At 61.6% G+C, this 19,433-nt stretch carries 19 protein-coding genes and 1 pseudogene; 11 read left to right on the top strand and 9 right to left on the bottom strand.

Annotation, left to right across the window (positions count from 1 at the left end; all coding sequences use genetic code 11):
- Position 1: 1 nt before the first annotated feature.
- Positions 2-775, bottom strand: a complete 774-nt coding sequence (gene paaF, locus ACK59Z_RS18345) for a 2,3-dehydroadipyl-CoA hydratase PaaF (protein ID WP_004577376.1) — start codon at positions 773-775, stop codon at positions 2-4.
- A 137-nt stretch (positions 776-912) separates the two neighbouring features.
- Here paaF and ACK59Z_RS18340 point away from each other — a divergent pair, with 137 nt between their 5' ends.
- From ACK59Z_RS18340 to paaX, 3 genes are all read left to right on the top strand, one after another.
- On the top strand, positions 913-1,149 hold the full coding sequence (locus ACK59Z_RS18340; protein WP_409293538.1) for a hypothetical protein: 237 nt from the start codon (positions 913-915) through the stop codon (positions 1,147-1,149).
- Positions 1,122-1,721: a phenylacetic acid degradation protein PaaY gene (gene paaY, locus ACK59Z_RS18335; RefSeq protein ID WP_004374546.1), complete on the top strand. Its 600-nt coding sequence runs from the start codon at positions 1,122-1,124 to the stop codon at positions 1,719-1,721. The genes ACK59Z_RS18340 and paaY overlap by 28 nt, the downstream gene beginning before the upstream one ends.
- Before the next feature lie 77 nt (positions 1,722-1,798).
- The gene (gene paaX, locus ACK59Z_RS18330; protein WP_004374548.1) at positions 1,799-2,722 is read left to right on the top strand and encodes a phenylacetic acid degradation operon negative regulatory protein PaaX; all 924 of its coding nucleotides are present in this window, start codon (positions 1,799-1,801) and stop codon (positions 2,720-2,722) included.
- Between the two features lie 39 nt (positions 2,723-2,761).
- On the opposite strand, the gene ACK59Z_RS18325 is transcribed toward paaX, so the two are convergent.
- Both ACK59Z_RS18325 and fnrC read right to left on the bottom strand, forming a co-directional pair.
- Positions 2,762-4,000 carry an MgtC/SapB family protein gene (locus ACK59Z_RS18325; RefSeq protein WP_409293537.1) on the bottom strand — a complete coding sequence of 413 codons (1,239 nt, stop codon included), beginning with the start codon at positions 3,998-4,000 and terminating at the stop codon, positions 2,762-2,764.
- Positions 3,985-4,806, bottom strand: coding sequence for a Crp/Fnr family transcriptional regulator FnrC (gene fnrC / locus ACK59Z_RS18320; RefSeq protein WP_108190818.1), 822 nt, complete (start codon positions 4,804-4,806; stop codon positions 3,985-3,987). The genes ACK59Z_RS18325 and fnrC overlap by 16 nt, the downstream gene beginning before the upstream one ends.
- Before the next feature lie 539 nt (positions 4,807-5,345).
- On the opposite strand from fnrC, the gene ACK59Z_RS18315 reads away from it, so the two are divergent.
- Positions 5,346-6,272 (top strand): universal stress protein, encoded by a 927-nt coding sequence (locus tag ACK59Z_RS18315; RefSeq protein WP_143494217.1) that lies wholly within the window; start codon positions 5,346-5,348, stop codon positions 6,270-6,272.
- Between the two features lie 29 nt (positions 6,273-6,301).
- On the opposite strand, the gene ACK59Z_RS18310 is transcribed toward ACK59Z_RS18315, so the two are convergent.
- Positions 6,302-6,850, bottom strand: a complete 549-nt coding sequence (locus ACK59Z_RS18310; RefSeq protein ID WP_004374560.1) for a GNAT family N-acetyltransferase — start codon at positions 6,848-6,850, stop codon at positions 6,302-6,304.
- A gap of 182 nt (positions 6,851-7,032) precedes the next feature.
- On the opposite strand from ACK59Z_RS18310, the gene ACK59Z_RS18305 reads away from it, so the two are divergent.
- From ACK59Z_RS18305 to ACK59Z_RS18290, 4 genes are all read left to right on the top strand, one after another.
- The gene (locus ACK59Z_RS18305; protein WP_409293536.1) at positions 7,033-7,959 is read left to right on the top strand and encodes a universal stress protein; all 927 of its coding nucleotides are present in this window, start codon (positions 7,033-7,035) and stop codon (positions 7,957-7,959) included.
- Positions 7,950-9,317, top strand: a complete 1,368-nt coding sequence (locus ACK59Z_RS18300; RefSeq protein WP_004374564.1) for an MBL fold metallo-hydrolase RNA specificity domain-containing protein — start codon at positions 7,950-7,952, stop codon at positions 9,315-9,317. Before ACK59Z_RS18305 ends, ACK59Z_RS18300 begins: the two co-directional genes overlap by 10 nt.
- 20 nt (positions 9,318-9,337) lie before the next feature.
- Complete coding sequence (locus ACK59Z_RS18295; RefSeq protein WP_232732546.1) at positions 9,338-9,982, top strand: hypothetical protein; 645 nt, start codon at positions 9,338-9,340, stop codon at positions 9,980-9,982.
- A 64-nt stretch (positions 9,983-10,046) separates the two neighbouring features.
- On the top strand, positions 10,047-10,739 hold the full coding sequence (locus ACK59Z_RS18290; protein WP_409293535.1) for a phosphoribosyltransferase: 693 nt from the start codon (positions 10,047-10,049) through the stop codon (positions 10,737-10,739).
- Positions 10,740-10,888: 149 nt separating this feature from the next.
- Here the strand turns inward: ACK59Z_RS18290 and ACK59Z_RS18285 are convergent, their stop codons facing one another.
- Together ACK59Z_RS18285 and ACK59Z_RS18280 are read right to left on the bottom strand one after the other, a co-directional pair.
- Entirely contained in the window at positions 10,889-12,256 is a 1,368-nt protein-coding gene (locus tag ACK59Z_RS18285; RefSeq protein WP_012052287.1) for an erythromycin esterase family protein, read from the bottom strand.
- A gap of 59 nt (positions 12,257-12,315) precedes the next feature.
- A complete protein-coding gene (locus ACK59Z_RS18280; protein WP_004374572.1) occupies positions 12,316-12,885 on the bottom strand; it encodes a GNAT family N-acetyltransferase in 570 nt (189 codons plus the stop codon).
- Between the two features lie 224 nt (positions 12,886-13,109).
- On the opposite strand from ACK59Z_RS18280, the gene ACK59Z_RS18275 reads away from it, so the two are divergent.
- On the top strand, positions 13,110-13,841 hold the full coding sequence (locus ACK59Z_RS18275) for a transcriptional regulator FNR (protein ID WP_004374575.1): 732 nt from the start codon (positions 13,110-13,112) through the stop codon (positions 13,839-13,841).
- Here the strand turns inward: ACK59Z_RS18275 and ACK59Z_RS18270 are convergent.
- Complete coding sequence (locus ACK59Z_RS18270; RefSeq protein WP_004374578.1) at positions 13,810-14,544, bottom strand: hypothetical protein; 735 nt, start codon at positions 14,542-14,544, stop codon at positions 13,810-13,812. The two genes, ACK59Z_RS18275 and ACK59Z_RS18270, sit on opposite strands and share 32 nt — an antisense overlap.
- 190 nt (positions 14,545-14,734) lie before the next feature.
- Here ACK59Z_RS18270 and ACK59Z_RS18265 point away from each other — a divergent pair, with 190 nt between their 5' ends.
- Entirely contained in the window at positions 14,735-15,295 is a 561-nt protein-coding gene (locus ACK59Z_RS18265; RefSeq protein ID WP_070095422.1) for an Hsp20/alpha crystallin family protein, read from the top strand.
- Positions 15,296-15,624: 329 nt separating this feature from the next.
- Positions 15,625-17,582 (top strand): annotated as a pseudogene (locus tag ACK59Z_RS18260) (hypothetical protein).
- Between the two features lie 7 nt (positions 17,583-17,589).
- Here the strand turns inward: ACK59Z_RS18260 and ACK59Z_RS18255 are convergent.
- The gene (locus ACK59Z_RS18255; protein ID WP_004374587.1) at positions 17,590-18,015 is read right to left on the bottom strand and encodes a potassium channel family protein; all 426 of its coding nucleotides are present in this window, start codon (positions 18,013-18,015) and stop codon (positions 17,590-17,592) included.
- Between the two features lie 27 nt (positions 18,016-18,042).
- Positions 18,043-19,433, bottom strand: a 1,391-nt coding sequence (gene ftsH / locus ACK59Z_RS18250) for an ATP-dependent zinc metalloprotease FtsH (RefSeq protein ID WP_409293534.1), incomplete at its 5' end; no start/stop codon positions are given.

The raw sequence follows: 19,433 nt of genomic DNA, 5'->3' as shown, positions 1-19,433 counted from the left end.
ATCAGCGCCCCTGGAAACGGGCTTGGCGCTTTTCCTGGAAGGCGCGGATGCCTTCATCGCGATCGGCGGTGCCAGCCAGCAGGGTGAAGGCATGGCGCTCGAAGCGCAGGCCGCTGGCCAGGTCGGTATCACCGGCCTTCAGTAACGCCTCCTTGGCCAGGCGCACGGCCAGCGGCGCTTTGGCGGCGATGCTGCGGGCAACCTGCATGGCGCGTTCTACGGTGAGTTCGGGCTGGGTGATTTCGCTGACCAGGCCGGCCTGCTGGGCGCGGTGGGCAGTGATGGCTTCCCCCGTCAGCACCATCTGCATGGCCAACGGCTTACCGACGGCACGTAACAGGCGCTGGGTGCCGCCAGCACCGGGGATGATGCCAAGGTTGATTTCCGGCTGGCCGAAACGGGCGTCGGTCCCGGCGATGACGATGTCGGCGCACATTGCCAGTTCACAGCCGCCACCCAGGGCATAGCCGTTGACTGCGGCAATCAGCGGTTTGGCGAATGCGGCGATGCTTTGCCAATGCGCTACGCGCGGGTCATTGAGGATGCCGACCAGGTCGCGATCAGCCATCTCGCGGATGTCGGCGCCTGCGGCGAATGCTTTGGCACTGCCGGTAATCACTGTGGCCCGGACATGCTCGTCGTCCCCGGCAGCCTGCAGCGCAGCAGCCAGTTCTGCCAGTAGCTCGGTGCACAGGGCATTCAAGGCCTCGGGCCGTTGCAGGGTAATGAGCTGAACGCCGTGTTCGGGCGCCTGCACATCGATATATCGCGGCATGTCGGGTTCCTCTGGCTGCACGCACGGCACATCGCGTGGCCGGCATTTTTTGGAATTGTTTGCAGGGGCGTAATGCGGGATCACGACCAGGTGAGGTCAGTATATGCTCTATGTGATACATCAATGCAAGGTTCAAAATGCATTCGCGTATCTCTTTTTTATTTTCCAGCGGCCAAAGCCGCAGAGCAATGCCTGCAGAAGAATCGTTTCATTTCGTTATTTTCTGGTATTTAACGCTGGTTTTTGCCTGGCAGAATCAAATCAAAACAAGTGATACACGATTGACGACCAAACAACTTCTGATACAAGATCGAAAGAAATTTCAAATCATTTCAGGAGTGATGCCATGCCTTGCTATCGACTGGACGGCCTGACGCCCGTGGTTCACCCGACAGCCTACGTGCACCCCAGTGCAGTCCTGATCGGCGACGTCATCGTTGGACCCCGCTGCTACATCGGCCCACTGGCATCGCTCAGGGGCGATTTCGGCCGCATCGTGCTGGAGGAGGGCGCCAACTTGCAGGACACCTGCGTGATGCACGGTTTCCCGGGCGGCGACACCGTAGTAGAGCGTAACGGGCACATCGGCCATGGCGCCGTGCTGCACGGCTGCCGAGTGGGCGAAGACGCGTTGGTCGGCATGAACGCCGTGGTGATGGATGGCGCCCATGTAGCTCCACGTTGCATTGTCGCGGCCACTGCCTTCGTCAAGGCAGGCTTCGAATGCGCGGCGCAGAGCCTGGTGATGGGGTCGCCAGCCCAGGTCAAACGCCCACTGACCGATCAGGAGCTGGCCTGGAAACAGCGCGGGACGGCGGAGTACCAGCACCTGGCGCAGCGCTGCATGAACAGCATGGTCGAATGCCCGCCGCTGGCCGAGGCAGAGCCGGGACGCCCGCGCATGGAAGACACCGGGGTCAGGCCCAAGGGGCAGGCGAGCGCATGAGCCTGGCAGCGACACGCAATGGCCAGGCGGCCCACCGCACAGGTATAGTCGGTGCTTTATCCGCGCACAGTTCGCCCATGAGCACTCTTGCCCCACTGAACCACTTGATCACCCGCTTTCAGGAACAGACGCCGATCCGCGCCAGTTCCCTGATCATCACGTTGTACGGCGATGCCATCGAGCCGCACGGCGGTACAGTCTGGCTCGGTAGCCTGATCAACCTGCTGGAACCGATCGGCATCAATGAACGGCTGATTCGCACGTCGATCTTTCGCCTGACCAAAGAAGGTTGGCTCACTGCAGAAAAGGTGGGTCGACGCAGTTATTACAGCCTGACAGGCACTGGCCGTCGGCGTTTCGAAAAAGCCTTCAAGCGCGTCTATAGCCCAAGCCAGCCAGCCTGGGACGGGGCCTGGACGCTGGTGTTACTGTCGCAACTGGAGGCGGGTAAACGCAAGGCCGTGCGTGAAGAGCTGGAGTGGCAGGGGTTTGGTGTCATGGCGCCGAACCTGCTAGGTTGCCCACGGGCAGACCGTGCCGACCTGGTGGCCACGTTGCGTGACCTTGAGGCCGGCGACGACAGTATCGTCTTCGACACCCACACCCAGGAGGTGCTCGCGTCCAAGGCGATGCGCGCCCAGGTGCGGGAAAGCTGGCGTATCGACGAACTGGGGCAGCAATACAGCGAGTTTATCCAGCTGTTCAGGCCGCTGTGGCAAGGTTTGAAAGAGCAGCCGTTGCTGGATGCTCAAGATTGCTTCCTGGCACGCACGCTGCTGATTCACGAGTACCGCCGCCTGCTGCTGCGCGACCCGCAACTGCCCGACGAGCTGCTGCCAGGGGACTGGGAGGGAAGGGCTGCGCGGCAGTTGTGCCGTAACCTCTACCGACTGGTGTTTGCCAAAGCCGAAGAATGGTTGAATGCAGCACTGGAAACAGCAGATGGCCCATTGCCGGATGTGAGCGAGAGTTTCTACAAACGTTTTGGCGGGTTGGCTTGAGGGTAAGTCACCTACTACCAGCAGGCAGTTCTTGTGTCCCTATAGGAGCAACCCCAACCACATTGCCCCCAGGATGAGCAGTTGCCCTGGAATGAGGTATCGCGAAAAGCTGAAACCTCCGTTGCTCAAGGCCAGAACACATTTGCTTAATGTGTTCCCCGTCAATGCGAGCAAGCCCGGTATGACGATTTCATTCGCACTGATTCGTCCGGCAGCGACCAACGAGGCGATCGAGGCCGTGGCCGCATGAGCATCGGCCAGGCCGCCGACGAAAGCCGCGAGATTGACGCCATTGGGGCCCAGAAGCTGAAGCAGAAATGCCGAGAACAAGGCGATGCCGGTTATCGCAGCGGTGATCGCCAGTGCTGTCCAGAGACTGAACGCGCCATCGCCCGGATGTGTGGCGGATCCTCCATGAGCAGCACGCCAAGGGGCTAGCAGAAGCACGCCATACACGAGTGTGACCAGTGCCCCCAGCGCGATCGATGACCAGAAAGGGTCGAGCAAGCGACGGTCGACGATGCTCAGCACCAGTGCAAATTGGGTGATGCTGGCGAGATTGGACAATACGGCAGCGCCGGCAAATGGCCTGGCGGCAGCGCCTTGCTGTCTGACGCGGTGTGCAAGCAGGGCAATGGTGGCAGAACTTGAGGCAAAGCCCGATGCGATCGCGCTCAAGGGCAGGCCATAGCGAGGTCCCATCAGGCGCATGACGATGTGTCCTAAAGCACCCACGGCCATCAGCAAGACCACCAGGTCACAAATCGTGCGCGGGTTGAGTATGTTGTAGGGGCCTAGAAACTGGTCCGGTGTCAGCGGCAGTACCACCAAGGCCACCGTGGACAACATCAGGCCATCGCGCAGCTCTTCCTCGCTCAATTGTTGCAGCACGAAATGATGCAGTTCGCGTCGCAGCGCCAACAGCACGGTGAGCACCACGCCCACCGCTGCGGCGAGCTCAGGCTCATGAAGGCTAAGCGCTCCGAGTGTCAGCACCAGCAGCAGGGCAATTTCACTGGTCACTTCAGGGTCTTTATCGGCATGTCTGCGGTAGTGCATGCAGAGCATCAGCACCAGGCCCAGACTCGCCACCGCGACCAGCACCGCACCTGCCAGCAACATGCTGACGTAGCCCAGCAATGCAGTGATGGCGAAGGTCCTGAGCCCGGCGGCCGCGTGGTCCTCGTTACGCCCCTTCTTACGCTCGCGCTCCAGCCCCACCAGCATGCCGATACCCAGCGCCACAGCGCCGTGGCCAACATTCAAGGCGTCGAGCATGGTGCCTTTAGCGGGACCTTGACCTCACATTCCCCGCCACCTTGTTCCAGTGCCATGAGTGCAGGCATATCGAGAATTTCTACCAACCTGCCATGCAGGTCGACGATACCCAGCGCGCGCAGACGGGCGACGGATCGGCACACGGTTTCCAGGCGTAACCCCAGGTACGAAGCCATGTCTTCACGAGACATGCGCAACATGAAGCCATGCGCAGAGTAACCGCGGCTGACGAAGCGTCTGGAGAGCCCCACCAGGAAGCTGGCCAGCCGCTGTTCTGCTGTCAGGTTGCACAGCATCAGCACGCGCCCGTGCTCACGCACGATCTCGCGGCTCATCAAGCGATTAAGGCTCTGCTGCAGCTCCGGAAACTCACGCGCCAGGGTTTGCAAGCGACGATAGGGGACGGGGCAGACTTCGCTGTCTTCCAGGGCAATGGCGTCACAGACATGGTGCTCTGTGGCAATGGCATCGAGGCCGAGTACATCGCCCGGCATCCAGAAGTTGATCACCACGCCTTGCCCCTCGGCGGTGTTCAGGCTGGTCTTGAAACTGCCGCAACGTACGGCATAGAGCATGGTCAGCGGATCGTTGGCATTGAACAGCGCGGCACCCTTGCGAATGCGCATGCGTGGGCCTATCAACGCGCCCAGGCAGCTGTTGTCGTCAACCGGCAGACCCGTGGGGAGGCACAGGCCGCTGACCCGGCAATCCATGCAGTGGTTCACCAGCGGTTTCAGGTGAATAGGGTTTGCCTTGGACAATGCGTTGGGTGCGTCGAGCAGGGTGACCTTCAGCTGGCCAGGCATTTTCAGGCCTCCTTCGCATTTTGGAGGCCGCTTTGGGCCCCTGCGCCATGACGCGCACCGAGCCCCACGGTCACCCTGGCATGGGGCGACCAATCAGCAAGCATGTCACGCGAGTGGGGGGCATTGAGGCGGCTTGTAAGCCGTTCGACAAACCGCTCGGCTTCGGCAGCCGTCCTGAAACCCACCCGCCAGTCATCCATGTGTACCCAACAGCGTCCCTGCTCTGTGTTCTTCTCCACGTAAACGTTCATCAGGGCCTCCAAAGCATGTATCGGTAGACAATGCAGAATGAAGGCGTCCCTGCCGGCAGTGCAGGTGAAACTCAGGGCGGTGTCGCCATGGCACGCCTGCGGGGCCTGAAGTGGCTGTGATCTGGGTACAGGGTGCGCCGGCGAAGTCCCGAGGTATTGATCCGCGTCAAGTTCTTGCACCATGGGCAATGCCACTGGTCGGTAGGTGCCTCCAGTTGATAAACATCAAGTTCGCACGACTTAGGTGGCAGATGCTTTACCTACGTATTGCAACCTCAGAGGTGTGCCATGGAAACTCCGCAAAGACTGCTGCTGATCGCCTCTCCCCTGATGCGCCGAACCCCGACCTACGACCGGGCCGCTGCGCTGGCCAAGGCCAAAGGGATGGCGCTGCACATCGTCGCTTTCGACTACGTGGAAGGGCTCGCCACGGCGGGCTTGGTGAATGATCAAGCGCTCGCAGTCATGCGCGAGGGTTACGTGCAGCAGCACCGTGCATGGCTGGAAACCCAGGCGTTGCCGATGCGGCGCAATGGCGTCACCGTCACAACCGAGGTGGTGTGGGTGCAGCAGCCCTTGAATGAGATCCTGATTCACTTGCGTGAGCAACCGTTTGCCATGTTGATCAAAGAGCTCGAGCATGAGCCTTGGTGGATGCGCGCAATGTTCACCTCGCTGGATATCCAGCTGCTGCGCGAAACGCGAATACCCTTGCACTTGGTACACAAGGCGAGCCATGCGTTGCCACGCAGGATTCTGGCGGCGGTGGACCTGTCCAGGCCTGAGGATCAGTTTGAAGGTTTCAACGACCAGATCATCAGCGAAGCGCTGAAGCTGACCTTGCAGTGCAATGCCCAGATCGAATTGCTGTACACCTACGACCTGGGTTCCATGTACCTGGACGCAGGCGGCAGCCGGGAGCATTCGTTCCTGTTCGATTCGAACCGTGCCCAGACCTTGCATGACGCTCAGAGCGCTGCCTTCCAGGCGCTTGCCGAACGCAACGGGATCGCCGTCGAGCACCGCCATATGCGTATCGGCGACCCGGCAAAGGCGCTGGCCATGTTCATGGATAACAATGATATCGACGTGCTGGTCATGGGCAGCTATCACCACCATGGCATCGGCTGGTTCATCGGCAGTACTGCCGAGCGCGTTTTGCATCGGTTGTCCAGCAGTGTGCTGGTGATTTCTCCAGAACGCTCCAAAGGCTGAAGCACAAGGCCCGCAAGGGCCTTGTTTTTTCATGGCCGCAGGTCAAGTTCGTGCAGGATCTCGCTCACATCCCCGCCAGGGTATCTTGAGGTGAAGCCCAGTGCCTTGACCAGCCGGTGCATGGCATAGTTGCTGGCCAGATCCCTGGAGACCATGCACTGAAAGCCATTGCGCCGTGCGGCTTCAATCAGGTGTTGCATCAGGCGCTTGCCCAACCCCTTGCGCTGCCAGTCTTCGCTGACCGCCACTGCACATTCGCACCGCTGACTGCCAGGTATGCCTGCATAGCGGCTGACGCCGATTTGTTGCAATTGACCGTCTACATGAACCAAGGCGACATAGGCCATGCGTTGGTGATAGTCCACGGGCATGTCTTGCGTGTCCAAGCTAGGCAAGCCGCCGCTGAGCCCGGCAATGAAACGAAAACGCCGTGATTCATAAGCGATTGTGCTCAGAAAACGCTTGTCCCGTTCGCGGTCTTCTTCGCGCAGTGGGCGGATCAGCACCGCCGAACCGTCCTCGAGGTTTTCGACCCAGTGTTCGCAGGTCTGTGGCTGTGCTGTTTGCTGCCCGTTCATGACGCCTCCCGTTGCTTGATCAGTACCTGGTGCAGCCGTTTTAACGTGGCGGGCCGTTTCGGTTCTGACAATCATCAAGTTCAGCCTGGGTAGCGGTTTTCTGATCTGCATCAAGCAGCAGCGGTCCTGTGCGCGGAATATCGTCAGCATCACACCCACTCACGAAAGCGCGGAGGTTCACCATGGGGCAATATCGACAATTGCTGGTGCTGCTGACCGAGGTAGAACCGCATTCCGCCGCTTTGCGCAGAGCCCTTGCCTTGGCGCATGTCAGCGGCGCCAGCGTGCATGTACTGGGCTTGTTCGAGCCAAGCGAGGAGCACCTTCTGCGCGAAGAGCGGCTGAACGAGGCCGATATCAAGCGCCAGTACGAACACTATCGCGCTCAGTTGACGGGATTGGTCGAGCGGCATCGCGGCAGCGGTATAACGCTGACGGTCGACAGCCTGAATGCGGAGGATATCCGCAGCCAGGCGATCGATTACATCAGTGAACTGCAGCCCGATATGGTCATCAAGGACAGCGAAGCCGCGTCGGCCCTGGTGCGCGTGTTCGGCACCCCACTGGATTGTGCGCTGATGCGAGGTTTCAAAGGCGTCAGCCATTTCGTGCCGGCGGGGGCCATCTCATTGCCGCGGCGTGTGCTGGTCGCAGTGGATACGGCGTTCAGTGAGACGCCTGCCGTTCAGGCGTGCTTCAATCGTGGTCTGGTTCGTGCTGCCCAGGCGCTGGCGTTGCAGTGCGACGCGCACCTGCATCTGCTATCGGCCTACAACCTGGCAGGGGTATTTGCCTCGGACATGAATGTCACGCAGGCGTGGATCGACGAGATGCGCCAGGCACTGCAGGAACCTTTCGAAGCGCTGGCCGATGCCGAAGGCGTCGCGCCTGACCGCCGACATTTCATGGAAGGCGGCCCGGTACAGGTGATCCGTGAACAGGTCGCAGCCCTGGACATCGACGCGGTGGTGATGGGCGTGGTGCAGCCCAAAGGCCTGGACAAACTGTTGGGAGACACCACCGAGCGTATCGTCAGCCGCCCACCGTGCAGCGTGCTCGCCGTTCATCCCCAAATAGCCGAAAGTTGGGAGCCTTGGCCATGCAACTGACATTTCTTGGTGGCACCGGCACCGTGACCGGCAGCAAATTCCTGTTGACCCGTGACAGCACGCGGGTATTGGTCGACTGCGGACTCTTCCAGGGTTTCAAGCAACTGCGCCTGCGCAACTGGCAGCCACTGCCCCCGGCGCTGCGGGCGCTTGATGCGGTGGTGCTGACCCACGCCCACCTTGACCACAGTGGTTATCTACCGGTGCTGGTTCGGGAAGGCTACCGCGGGCCGATCTACGCCACGCCGGCGACGTGCGCCTTGGCGGAAATCCTCCTGCTCGACAGTGCACGGCTGCAGGAAGAGCAGGCCGAACATGCCAATCGCCACGGTTACTCCAAGCATGCGCCGGCGCAACCGCTCTATACCGAGCAGGATGCCAAACGTGCCCTGGCACTGTTTCGGCCCGTGGCGTTACATCAGGTGACCATGATCGCCGAGGGCATGGAGTTACTGTTGCGTACCGCCGGACATATTCTGGGGGCAGCCACGGTCCAGATCAGCGCCGAAGGGCAGACCGTGCTGTTTTCGGGTGACCTCGGCCGCCCTCAGGATCCGATCATGCGTGCGCCTGAGCTGGTCAGGACGGCGGACGTGCTGTTGATCGAGTCTACCTATGGGGACCGCCAGCATCCCGCCGAATCGACCGAGCAGTACCTGGCCAAGGTCATCAACGAAACGCTCCTGCGCCACGGCATTACCCTGGTACCCTCGTTCGCCGTCGGCCGTGCCCAACTGCTCATGTATTACCTGTACACGCTCAAGCGCGACCGGTTGATCCCTGATGTCCCTGTCTACCTGAACAGCCCGATGGCCACCGACGCCACCGCCTTGTACCAGCAGTACCGCAGTGAACATCGGCTGACCGCAGCCGAGTGCGCCGCCATGTGCAGAGGCACGCACATCGTCCGGACAGTCGATGAGTCCAGGCACCTGGACCAGCTGCGCGAGCCCGCAGTGATCATCGCCGCCAGTGGCATGGCGACCGGCGGACGGGTGCTTCACCACCTGAAGGCGCTGGCCCCCAACCCACGCAACAGCATCCTGTTCTCGGGCTTTCAAGCCGGGGGGACGCGGGGTGCCGATATCGTCGCGGGCGCCCACAGTGTGAGGTTGCACGGCGAGGATGTGCCCATCCGTGCACAGGTGCATGCGATGGAGAATCTTTCTGCGCACGCCGATGCCGATGAAATCATGGAATGGTTGCGCGGGTTCACCCGGCCACCCCGTCAGACCTATGTCATTCATGGTGAGCCACACGCTGCCGACACCTTACGGCGGCGAATCAGCCTCGAACTCGGCTGGCAGGTGTGCGTGCCTGAGTATCAGGAAACGGTTGCCATCGACCCTGTGCGCTAGCCGGGCGCGGGAGGTGAATCATGAGTACACAAGCAAGGGCGAAACTGCGGGCCTGGTTGCACAGGCCCAGGGGCAGCCTGGGTTGGATCGTGACCATCGTCGCTTTACTCGTCGCCGCGTCCGTCTATCGCGCCTTAAGCGCTAGCTGGCGCATGCCCATGCGTGATCCGGCGGTACTCCTTGGCCTGCTGGCGTTGAGTGTCGCGCTGGGGTGGGCGGTGCAGCGGGGCGTCAAGCGCACGGTCGGCAAGGCCATTTTCAATGGCCAGCAGACGGGTTGGCAGGCCAGGCTGGCGTTGCTGCGTTCAATCACCCGGGAATCGAACACGTTGATAAGCGTGTTGCTGCTCCTGGTCCTACTCGGTGCTGGTACCGTCTGGCTGGCGGGGCGCTCCGTGGCGCAGATCGTGGAGAATTGCACGGCCAACCTGCAGGCCCAGGTGGAGGTGCCTGAGTATGACAAGCTCGCTGCGCTGGTCGGCAAACCCGTGTGCACGTGCCTGGCACAGACCTTTCTGGAGCGCAATGGGGTGCTGCGCCTGGCCCTGTTCGAAACGCCCATGCAGGAAGTGAGCGGCCTGAAGGCGCTGACTCCCGCTGATGAGCAGCGTTGCCTCGCGCAGTTCGACCTGCTGCCCGAGGCGGGGCGTGCAGCCACGCCTTGAAGCCATCAACGGCTCCCATCGGCAGCTGAAATGACCGGCGCCCATCGCGGCGCGGGAGGTGTTCATGTCCCATGATCTTGCCTTGCCAACTGTGTTTGTCGACCGTACCCAGGCTGGACGTTGCCTGGTAGAGCCACTGGCCCGGTATGCCGGCAGGCCCGACGTGATCGTGCTTGCACTGCCGCGTGGTGGTGTTCCGGTGGCCTATGAAGTCGCGACTGCCCTTAACGTTCGCCTGGACCTGCTGATGGTGCGCAAGCTCGGTATGCCGTTTCAACCCGAGTTCGCCATGGGGGCGATAGCCAGCGGCGGAGTAACCTTCCTCAATGACGACATGTTGCGGGCCTATCCGGTAGATCGCGCGGTGTTCGACGCCGTGGTTGCCAGGGAAACCGAGGAACTGGCGCGGCGCGAGCGGGCTTACCGGGGAGGGCGGCCAGCCCAGCAACTCAAGGATCAGGTGGTGATTCTCGTTGATGACGGCCTGGCGACCGGTGCCACGATGAGGGCGGCGATACAGGCTGCACGAGCCCAGTCACCGGCGCGAATCGTCGTCGCCGTCCCGGTCGCACCGCCAGAAACGCTCGAAGCGCTGTACGGTGAAGTGGATGAGCTGGTGTGCCCGCGTGTGCCTGAGCGGATGGTCTCGGTTGGCTATTGGTACCAGGATTTCCCGCAGACGTCGGACGAGGAAGTCATGACGCTCATGAGGCAAGCTGATCAGCAAGCACTTTGCCGGAGTGCCCCCCATGACTGAGCGCAGGGGTGAAGTTCGCACGCAGACGATGAAGCTGGCAAGTTGCGCATCGGCTTGTTCGGTGCAGGCACGGGGGCCACTGCGCTTGCCGGTGACGGGTTTGTGAAGTCCCTGCAGCGCGTATCCGCCTGATAGCGCTTCGCCGAGGCTCATACACCAAATGGATAGGTTTCGTCCTCAGGCTCAAGGTGCTGTTGTTTCGGCAAGGGCAGGGCAGTCACTGGCTGGGTCTGTTCGAACCAGAGCAGCGCATCGAACTGCTCGGCCAGCACCGCCTCGAAGTAGTGGCTCAGCCGTTCGCTCTCGGGGCGATAGATGACGCCGATGGCGCGTTCGAGTAGCGCCGTGGACAACACATGGCGCAACGCCTTGCGCTGTGGGTCGCGCCAGTCGCTCAGGCTGGCTGGCACGCCTGCGAGGCGGAACTGGTGCTCCCAGCTGTCGCTGCGCGAAGGACGGATTTCCTTGATCTGCATGTCGCCGTCCCAGTCATCGGCGGCGGCCACCTGGCCGCGGTCGGTGGCCATGCCGATCAGCACCGCGTCGTGCCCGAAAGCGCTGCGGCAAAGCTGGCCGATGGTGAACTGGCCTTTCCAACCCATTTCCGTGGCTCCGGCATTGCCGATGTGTGAATTGTGTGCCCAGACCACGGCCTTGGCGTGGGGACCACGGTGTTCCAGCAGTGCGCGCAAGGTATCGAACATGTGCCGGTCGCGCAGATTCCAGGAAGCCGTCGAACCTCGGTAAATGGCGCGGTAGTACTGTTCCGCAGCGATGATTACACGGGCGTTCTGCGTTGCGTTGAAGAAGGCTTCATCATTGCGGACAAGCCCTGACAGTTGCTCGGCGAGCATGACATTCAACTGCTGGATCACCGGTTGCTCACAAGGCATGACGCCACCGCGCTCGACAAAGTGCCCGTACAGCGCGGGGTCGTCCTGCCAAGGCGTCAGGCAACCGTAACGGCGGCGGGCTTCATGGGCCAGATGCGGATCGACCCGGTCCAGATAGGCCAGGACTTCATGGATGGAATTGCGCAGGCTGTAGACATCCAGGCCGCGGAATTCCACGCGGTGGTCGGTGGGCAGCAGGCGGTTGTGCCCGTGAAGCCATTGGGCGAAGGCTTTGACTTCGCTATTACGCCACATCCAGGTAGGAAAACGGCTGAAAATATGGCGTTTCCACGCCGAGTGCGCCAAGCCTCGGACGTACTGATCGACATGCCCGGCATCCGGCCAGTCAGCCTCGACAGCAACGATGTTGAAACCATGCTGTTCGATCAGGCGCCGGGTGATCGCCGCGCGGGCGCGATAGAACTCACTGCTGCCGTGGCTTGCCTCGCCCAGCAGGATGACGCGCGCGTCAGCATAGCGGTCGAACAGCGCTGCGAATGCCGGCGTATCCAGGTCCGGCAAAGGTTCGGCGTACTGATGAAGCACCGGGGCAATATCGGCAGTGTCGACCTGATACTGCTTGCCGTAGAGTTTTTCCATCAATGTCTTCGAAGGGCCGCTCATGGAGAGCCTCCCGTAATCGGGCCGCCGCGCATTGACCCGTCAGTGCGACGGCCCAGGGTTCAGATCAGGGAGAGCCGGTGGATGACCTGGCTGGGATCATCCGGGTCAGCGACGGTGGTGAACCCCGCCGCTTTGGCCAGCTCGCGCATCGCTTGGTTGGCTGCTGCATCAACCGAATACATCTGCCGCAAGCCCTTGGCCCGGGCATGGTCGACCAGGTGCTTGAGCAGCAGGCGACCCAAGCCATGGTGCTGCCAGCTGTCCATGACGGTAACGGCACACTCGCACTCGTCCTTGCCGCTAGCAGTGGCGTAGCGGGAAATGCCCACTTCCTGCAATTCGCCATCCACGTGGGCAAGGGCGACGTAAGCCGCCTGGCGATCCTGGTCGACCTTCATCAGCTGGTCGAGCATGGCTTCACCGGGCTCCCTGAGCTGGCACAGGAAGCGGAAATGCCGCGATTCGGGCGACAGCCGTTCGATGAAGGCTTTTTCGCGTTCTCGGTCCTGGGCTTGCAAGGGCCTGATCAATACGTGAACGCCGTTTTCAAGGGCTTCGATCCAGTATTCACCCGAAGGTTTTGGGAACGAAGGCGTTTTATGCTCACGGGAAGTCTCGGCGGGCGCCATGGCAATGTCCTCTGTGTCGAATGAACAAGGAAGTTCAGTTTCGGCAGCGGGCCCATCGCTGACTTGACAGTTGTCAATTGCTTCCCACATGACTTGTCAAACCGATAGAAAAAAGCGGGTATAGCCGGGGATTGCGTCCGACCCTTGGTCGGACAGACCGCTAACGTTTAGTGGAACCGCTAACTTCAATAGATACACGCCTGCAAAAAAGCAGAGGCATCATCATGTCAGGCCTTGCGGAAATGGGAGCAAAGCTCCAGGTCAAGTGCCTTGCGTGCTCGTTGAGCCGGCTTTGCCTGGCAGCCAGCCTCAGTGCCGACGAAGTGGCCAAGCTGGAGCGAATTGTCCGCCGTAACCGGCCGTTGAAGCGGGGTGAGTACCTGTTCAAGGCCAATGAACCCATGGAGCACGTGTATGCCTTGCGCTCCGGGGCGATCAAGAATTTTCTGCTCGATGCCGAGGGCACCGAGCGGGTGACCGGCTTTCTCCTGCCGGGGGAAATGCTCGGGCTGGACGCTATTGGTGCCAGTTGTTACCGAAGCTTTGCCGTTGCCCTGGAAGTCTCGCTGGTCTGCGCCATCAGGCTGGACCAACTGGTGGACCTGTCCGGCCAGATTTCAGGGCTGCGCTATCAGTTGCTGCACATGCTCAGCCTGGGGATCCAGGGCAAGGACGAGCACCTGCGCTGCTGCCATGGGCGTGCCGAACAGCGGTTGGCGATCTTCCTGCTGGGCATGTCCGCGCGTTACCAGGCGCGAGGCTTGCAGGCTGATGTGTTCAACCTGCCCATGTCCCGTGGTGATATCGCCAACTACCTGGACCTCACGCAGGAAACGGTCAGCCGACTGTTCAGCCGTTTCGTCCATGCAGGTTTCATGCTGTGCGCCGGGCGTGAGGTCAGGCTCATCGACATGCAAGGCCTGGTCAACCTGACCCGCCTGGAGGAGCCCACTTGAGCGCGGCAAGCACCCGGTCATAGCGTTGCACAGGCCAGCTTTCGGGGGAGTGCCCCACCCAGATCGGGCGTGACACATGGTCTGTGCGTATCCAGATACGCTGCGCGGCTACGCCAGTTTGCCAGCACAACCGTGCCACTTGGCGCGCCACCTGTGGCGGCGCGCAACAGTACACCGTGTCCGGGCGGAAAGTGGTCAGCAAATGCCTGGTCTGCCACCAGCCACTGCTGTAGTCACGCGGCAATGGCGACAGTGCCGACAGCCAGGTTCGACAATCGTCTGGCAACAGTTCGGCCGCAATGCCGTCATGTGACAGCTGCAATTGTAACCAGGGCAGCCAGCAGCGAATCTCATCCAGCGCACCCAACAACGGCAGCAGGCCGTCGGCGCGACTGATGGCCAGCAACCTTGTGCTTTGCAGGGGCAACGGCCAAGCGCTGCCAAGCGGCCCGGAATAGTCGAGCAGCTCCCCCGCACGGCCCACGGGCTGCGCGCTCTGGGTGCTGACGATAAATTGCCCGGCCACGCCAGGTAGGGTCACGTAACTGCACGGCCAGCACTCGGTACGACCACTGAGCACGCAGTACTGGCCAGCCATTGCCTCGCCGCATGGCTGGCTGCAAAGGGCCAGGCGCACGAATTGCTGGATGCCCAGGCCGGGCAATGTCTGGAGCAAGCGAACGCTGGCACCCTCGCGGTCCATGACTGCCTCGCACTGTAAGGATGACTTGCTGTAATCAGCCTAGACCGTGGGCAATCCGGCACTTTGATCAGGATCAAACCAGCGAGCGGCAGGGACTTCACGTTGTTGATAAAGGTCAAATGGGCTGCTGCCCCACGGCGCATGATCGAAGCGTCTCCCTGGGAGGCATTACTCATTCGAGGAGGGCGCCATGTCAGAAGATGCCAAGAAAGTGCCTGCTACCCCCGTCGCAACCCAGCCAACCAAAGCTTCGCCGCCAAGCGTCGAACCTTCGGAGTTGTGGCGGCCCTTCCAGCAATTACGCCGTCAGATCGACAGCCTGTTCGAGGATTTTGGACGGCGGCCGATGCGCATGCCGTTCAGCCAAACACCGTTCGATGTCGAACCTTTCTGGCGGCGTGACCTGTTCACCCACGGCATGCCGGCCATGGACATCAGCGAGCTTGCCGAGGAGTACCGCATCAGCGCCGAGTTGCCTGGCGTGGACGACAAGGATATCGAGATCAAGCTCGTCAATGGCAACCTGTTGATCCGCGGCGAGAAACAGGAAGAAGTGGACGAAAAACGCAAGGCATATCACCTGTCCGAGCGCCATTACGGCAGCTTCGAACGGGTTTTCCAACTGCCCCGTGAAGTCGACGCCGAGAAGATCAACGCCCAGTTCAACAAGGGCGTGCTGCTGGTGCACCTGCCCAAACGCGCCGAAGCCATCCATCCGGAAAAGGTGATTCCGATCAAGAGCGGTAAATGATCACCCACCCTCACTGCATCAAGGAGCAAGGAGGCTCCGCCTGTGGAGGTAGCACATGATGTCCATTGGCAAATACTGCAAACGGGACGTGGTCACCGCACTACCCGGTATCTCCATCTATGCCGCGGCGCGCCACTATCCGACGCATTCCGGTCGTCGATGATCTCGGTCTGCTGGTCGGAATCGCCACGGCGGACGACCTGATGGGCCTGCTGTCGGACCACCTGTAAGAACTGTCACTGCTGATCCGTCAACAGAGCCGGCGGGAGGAAGATCTTCGCGGCGAAGACCTTTGAGCGCCCCGTGCGCGATGACGAAAGGAGGCTGGCATGAGTGATTTCCCCGGTACTGAAGAGCTCGAAAGCCTGGACGCCTATTGGCGGGCGGCGAACTACCTCACCGTTGGCCAGATCTATCTGCAGGGCAATGCCTTGTTGACCAGGCCCTTGACCTTGGCCGATGTCAAACCGCGGCTGCTGGGCCACTGGGGGACGTCCCCGGGGCTCAACCTCGTCTATACCCATCTGAACCGGTTGATTCGCCAGTACAGCCTCAATGTGCTGTTCGTCACGGGGCCTGGCCACGGCGGTCCTGCCCTGGTCGCTCAGGCATACCTCGACGGTACCTACACCGAGCTCAACCCATCGGTCGAGCGCAACGCACTTGGAATGGCCCGGCTCTTTCGGCAGTTTTCCTGGCCTTATGGCATTGGCAGCCATGTCGGCCCCCATGTGCCTGGCTCCATTCACGAAGGGGGCGAACTGGGCTATTCGCTGGCCCATGCCTATGGTGCCGCCCTGGACAATCCGCAACTGATCGTGGCGTGCGTCATTGGTGATGGTGAGGCCGAAACCGGGCCACTGGCTGCCAGCTGGCACTGCAACAAGTTCCTCAACCCCGCCCGCGACGGCGCGGTGCTGCCCATCTTGCATCTGAACGGTTACAAGATCGCCAACCCCAGCGTGCTGTCGATGATCAGCGAGGAGGAGCTGACCAGCCTCATGTATGGCTATGGCTATGATCCGTATTTCGTCGAGGGTGACGAGCCGATGGAGGTCCATCGCGCGTTGGCCAGGACGCTGGATGTCATCTACGAGAAGATCAGCCAGATCCAGCGCCTCGCGCGGCATGCCGAAGACCCGCAGGTGGTCGACAGGCCCTTGTGGCCGGTGCTGATTCTTCGTACCCCCAAAGGGTGGACGGGGCCCAGGTACGTGGATGGGCAACGCGTAGAGGGCACCTGGCGGTCCCATCAGTTGCCGTTGGCGGACCTTGGCAAACCGCCGCACCTGACGCAGCTGCAACAATGGCTGGAAAGTTACCGTCCCCATGAGCTTTTTGACGCACAGGGTACGTTGTTGCCTGAGCTGGCCGCGCTGACCCCAACTGGCCGGCGACGCATGAGCGCGAACCCCCATGCCAACGGCGGTCTCTTATTGCGGGCCCTGGATTTGCCGCACTACGCCGATTACTGCGTGCCGATGCCGGGCCCTGGTCAGGTGCGGGCCGAGGCGACCAGAGTGCTGGGTGGTTATGTACGCGATGTCATGAAGAACAGCCTTGCGTCGCAGAATTTCCGCCTGTTCGGCCCTGACGAAACGGCGTCCAACCGTCTGGATGCGGTATTTGAGGTGACCGACAAGGTGTGGCTGGATGCTCGGGCCAGCGATGATAGACACCTTTCGGCACAGGGGCGAGTCATGGAGATCCTCAGTGAGCACATCTGCTGGCTCGATGGCGAAGCGGCCGCCGTGCACTGCCAATCAGGTATCGGGCGCTGGGGCTGGGCCTGCCATGACGACGAGATGCCCGAGGTGGTGCTTGCCTGCGCGGGCGATGTGCCGACACTGGAGGTACTGGCGGCGGTTACACTGCTGCAAGAGCAGGCTCCAGACGTGCGTGTGAGGGTGGTGAATGTCGTTGACCTCATGGCGCTGCAACTGTCGCTACCGAAGATCGACCGGTGATCTTTGCCTTCCACGGCTATCCGGCGCTCATCCACCGCCTGATCTACAAACGCGCCAATCCGCAACGGTTTCATGTCCGGGGCTTTCGCGAAGAGGGCGCAACGACCACGCCATTCGACATGGCAGTCATCAACAATCTGGACCGCTACCAGCTGCTGCTCGATGTGTTCGAGCGCGTGCCACGTTTGCAGCCCCAGCTCGAACAGGCCCGCGCCCGCTATTGGGCCACGATGGAGAAGCACAAGCTCTACCTCATCGAACATGGCGAAGACATGCCTGAAGTTGCGCAATGGCGCTGGACATCAGCGTCGCGTGCCTGACCCCGCCTTACTTGGTCTTCCAGTACTTCTGCATTTCCAGGAACAGGAACGAGGCGGTCCAGGTGATCAGCACCAGGCCCGTCAGCGCCTGCAGGCCGGTGAGGTACTTGAGGTGGCCAGTGGGGGCGATATCGCCGAAGCCTATGGTGGTGTAGGTGGTGAAGGAAAAATACACGCAGTCCAGGAAACTGCCGTCGAAATTGCCGCTGAGCGTGCCCCAGCCTGGGGCATGGGCCATCAGGTAATAGGCCAAGGCAAAACACCACACCTCCAGGGCATGGGCCAGCAGCGCGCCGAACACGCCTGCGACGATGCGAAAGCGGCTCCAGAGTTTGAGCCGAGGTAGCCAGTCATTCAGGCGCAGCAGGCATTCGTAATGAATGATTACCACCAGGATCACCACCAGCATATTGATCAGCGTGACAAAGAGCATCGCAGTACCCTGGCCAGGATCGGCGGTTCATTTCGTGGCATCGACCAGCACATAGGTGGCGGACTCATTGGCTTGCGGTTGCAACGCCGGGAATTCTTCGGGGGTGATGGTCTCCTTGGCCAGCAACAGACGCGCGCCTGCATCCAGGTCGTCGCGGCGCTGCTCCAGCAAAGCCCGGGCGCGGCCATAGGCTTCTTCGAGCAAGCCGCGGACAGCGAGGTCGATCTCGCGCGCAGTTTGCTCCGAGTAGTCCTTGCGCTCCTGACGCAACAGCGAGTCACCCAGATAGCCGGCTTGCTGGCGCTCAAGCACCGCCTGGCCCAGCACCGGGCTCATGCCGAAGCGGGTGACCAGCTGGCGGGCGATATCGGTGGCGCGCCCGAGGTCGTCGGCGGCCCCCGTGGAGACCTGGCCGAACACAAGGTGCTCGGCGGCGCGCCCGGCCATCAGCACGACAAGGCGGTCACGCAGCATCTGCGTGCTGATCAGGTAGCGGTCATCGGTCGGCCGTTGCAGGGTGTAGCCCAGTGAACCCGCGGCGCGGGGAATGATCGACACCTTGTGCACCGGGTCCATCGCCGGCAGGCTACTGGCGGCCAGGGCATGGCCCATTTCGTGGTACGCCACCACCTGGCGCTCGTCGCTGCGCAATACGCTGCCTTTGCGCTCGATGCCCGCCACCAGTCGCTCGACCGCAGCGGTGAAGTCCTGCAACTCGACCCACTGGCTGGACCGCCGGGTGGCAACGATGGCAGCCTCGTTGACCAGGTTGGCCAGGTCGGCGCCCGTCAGGCCCGGGGTGATCTCGGCAATCCGCTCGCAGTCCAGGTCGTTCTTGTAGATGATCTTGTGCAGGTGGACTTTCAGGATCGCCAGGCGGCCCTTGCGGTCGGGCCGGTCGATGAGAATTTGCCGGTCGAAGCGCCCGGCACGCAGCAGCGCCGGGTCCAGCACTTCCGGGCGATTGGTCGCTGCCAACAGCACCACGCCTTCCCGTGGGTCGAAGCCGTCGAGCTCGGCGAGCAACTGATTGAGGGTTTGCTCTTTCTCGTCATTGCCGCCAAAGCTGCCGACGCCGCGCATCTTGCCCAGGGCATCCAGCTCATCGATGAAGATGATGCAAGGCGCCGCTTGGCGGGCCTGGTCGAACAGGTCACGCACCCGGGCGGCACCCACGCCCACGAACATCTCCACGAACTCCGAGCCGGAGATCGAGAAAAATGGCACCGCCGCTTCCCCGGCGATGGCCTTGGCGACCAGGGTCTTGCCGGTGCCGGGTGGGCCTACCAGCAGCGTGCCCTTGGGCACATGGGCGCCAAGGCGCGCATACCACGCCTTGTTTTTCAGGAAGGACACGATCTCGGTCAGCTCGCCCTTGACGTCGTCGATACCGGCCACGTCGGCGAAAGTCACCTGGG

The sequence above is a fragment of the Pseudomonas sp. KCJK9058 genome (genome assembly GCF_046230975.1).
Classification (GTDB): Bacteria; Pseudomonadota; Gammaproteobacteria; order Pseudomonadales; family Pseudomonadaceae; genus Aquipseudomonas; species Aquipseudomonas alloputida.
Note: the sequence above shows the minus strand (reverse complement) of the source record. Positions and strands in the feature narration are given on the sequence as shown.

Excerpts from the sequence above, each read along its gene's own strand:
- paaY (WP_004374546.1), top strand. The coding sequence starts at position 1,122 with ATGCCTTGCTATCGACTGGACGGCCTGACGCCCGTGGTTCACCCGACA.
- ACK59Z_RS18290 (WP_409293535.1), top strand. The coding sequence starts at position 10,047 with ATGTCCCATGATCTTGCCTTGCCAACTGTGTTTGTCGACCGTACCCAG.
- ACK59Z_RS18310 (WP_004374560.1), bottom strand. The coding sequence starts at position 6,850 with ATGAACGGGCAGCAAACAGCACAGCCACAGACCTGCGAACACTGGGTC.
- ACK59Z_RS18265 (WP_070095422.1), top strand. The coding sequence starts at position 14,735 with ATGTCAGAAGATGCCAAGAAAGTGCCTGCTACCCCCGTCGCAACCCAG.
- ACK59Z_RS18325 (WP_409293537.1), bottom strand. The coding sequence starts at position 4,000 with ATGCTCGACGCCTTGAATGTTGGCCACGGCGCTGTGGCGCTGGGTATC.
- ACK59Z_RS18275 (WP_004374575.1), top strand. The coding sequence starts at position 13,110 with ATGTCAGGCCTTGCGGAAATGGGAGCAAAGCTCCAGGTCAAGTGCCTT.
- ACK59Z_RS18270 (WP_004374578.1), bottom strand. The coding sequence starts at position 14,544 with ATGGACCGCGAGGGTGCCAGCGTTCGCTTGCTCCAGACATTGCCCGGC.
- ACK59Z_RS18340 (WP_409293538.1), top strand. The coding sequence starts at position 913 with ATGCATTCGCGTATCTCTTTTTTATTTTCCAGCGGCCAAAGCCGCAGA.
- ACK59Z_RS18300 (WP_004374564.1), top strand. The coding sequence starts at position 7,950 with ATGCAACTGACATTTCTTGGTGGCACCGGCACCGTGACCGGCAGCAAA.
- ACK59Z_RS18295 (WP_232732546.1), top strand. The coding sequence starts at position 9,338 with ATGAGTACACAAGCAAGGGCGAAACTGCGGGCCTGGTTGCACAGGCCC.
- paaX (WP_004374548.1), top strand. The coding sequence starts at position 1,799 with ATGAGCACTCTTGCCCCACTGAACCACTTGATCACCCGCTTTCAGGAA.
- fnrC (WP_108190818.1), bottom strand. The coding sequence starts at position 4,806 with ATGCCTGGCCAGCTGAAGGTCACCCTGCTCGACGCACCCAACGCATTG.
- ACK59Z_RS18315 (WP_143494217.1), top strand. The coding sequence starts at position 5,346 with ATGGAAACTCCGCAAAGACTGCTGCTGATCGCCTCTCCCCTGATGCGC.
- ACK59Z_RS18280 (WP_004374572.1), bottom strand. The coding sequence starts at position 12,885 with ATGGCGCCCGCCGAGACTTCCCGTGAGCATAAAACGCCTTCGTTCCCA.
- ACK59Z_RS18285 (WP_012052287.1), bottom strand. The coding sequence starts at position 12,256 with ATGAGCGGCCCTTCGAAGACATTGATGGAAAAACTCTACGGCAAGCAG.
- paaF (WP_004577376.1), bottom strand. The coding sequence starts at position 775 with ATGCCGCGATATATCGATGTGCAGGCGCCCGAACACGGCGTTCAGCTC.
- ACK59Z_RS18305 (WP_409293536.1), top strand. The coding sequence starts at position 7,033 with ATGGGGCAATATCGACAATTGCTGGTGCTGCTGACCGAGGTAGAACCG.
- ACK59Z_RS18255 (WP_004374587.1), bottom strand. The coding sequence starts at position 18,015 with ATGCTCTTTGTCACGCTGATCAATATGCTGGTGGTGATCCTGGTGGTA.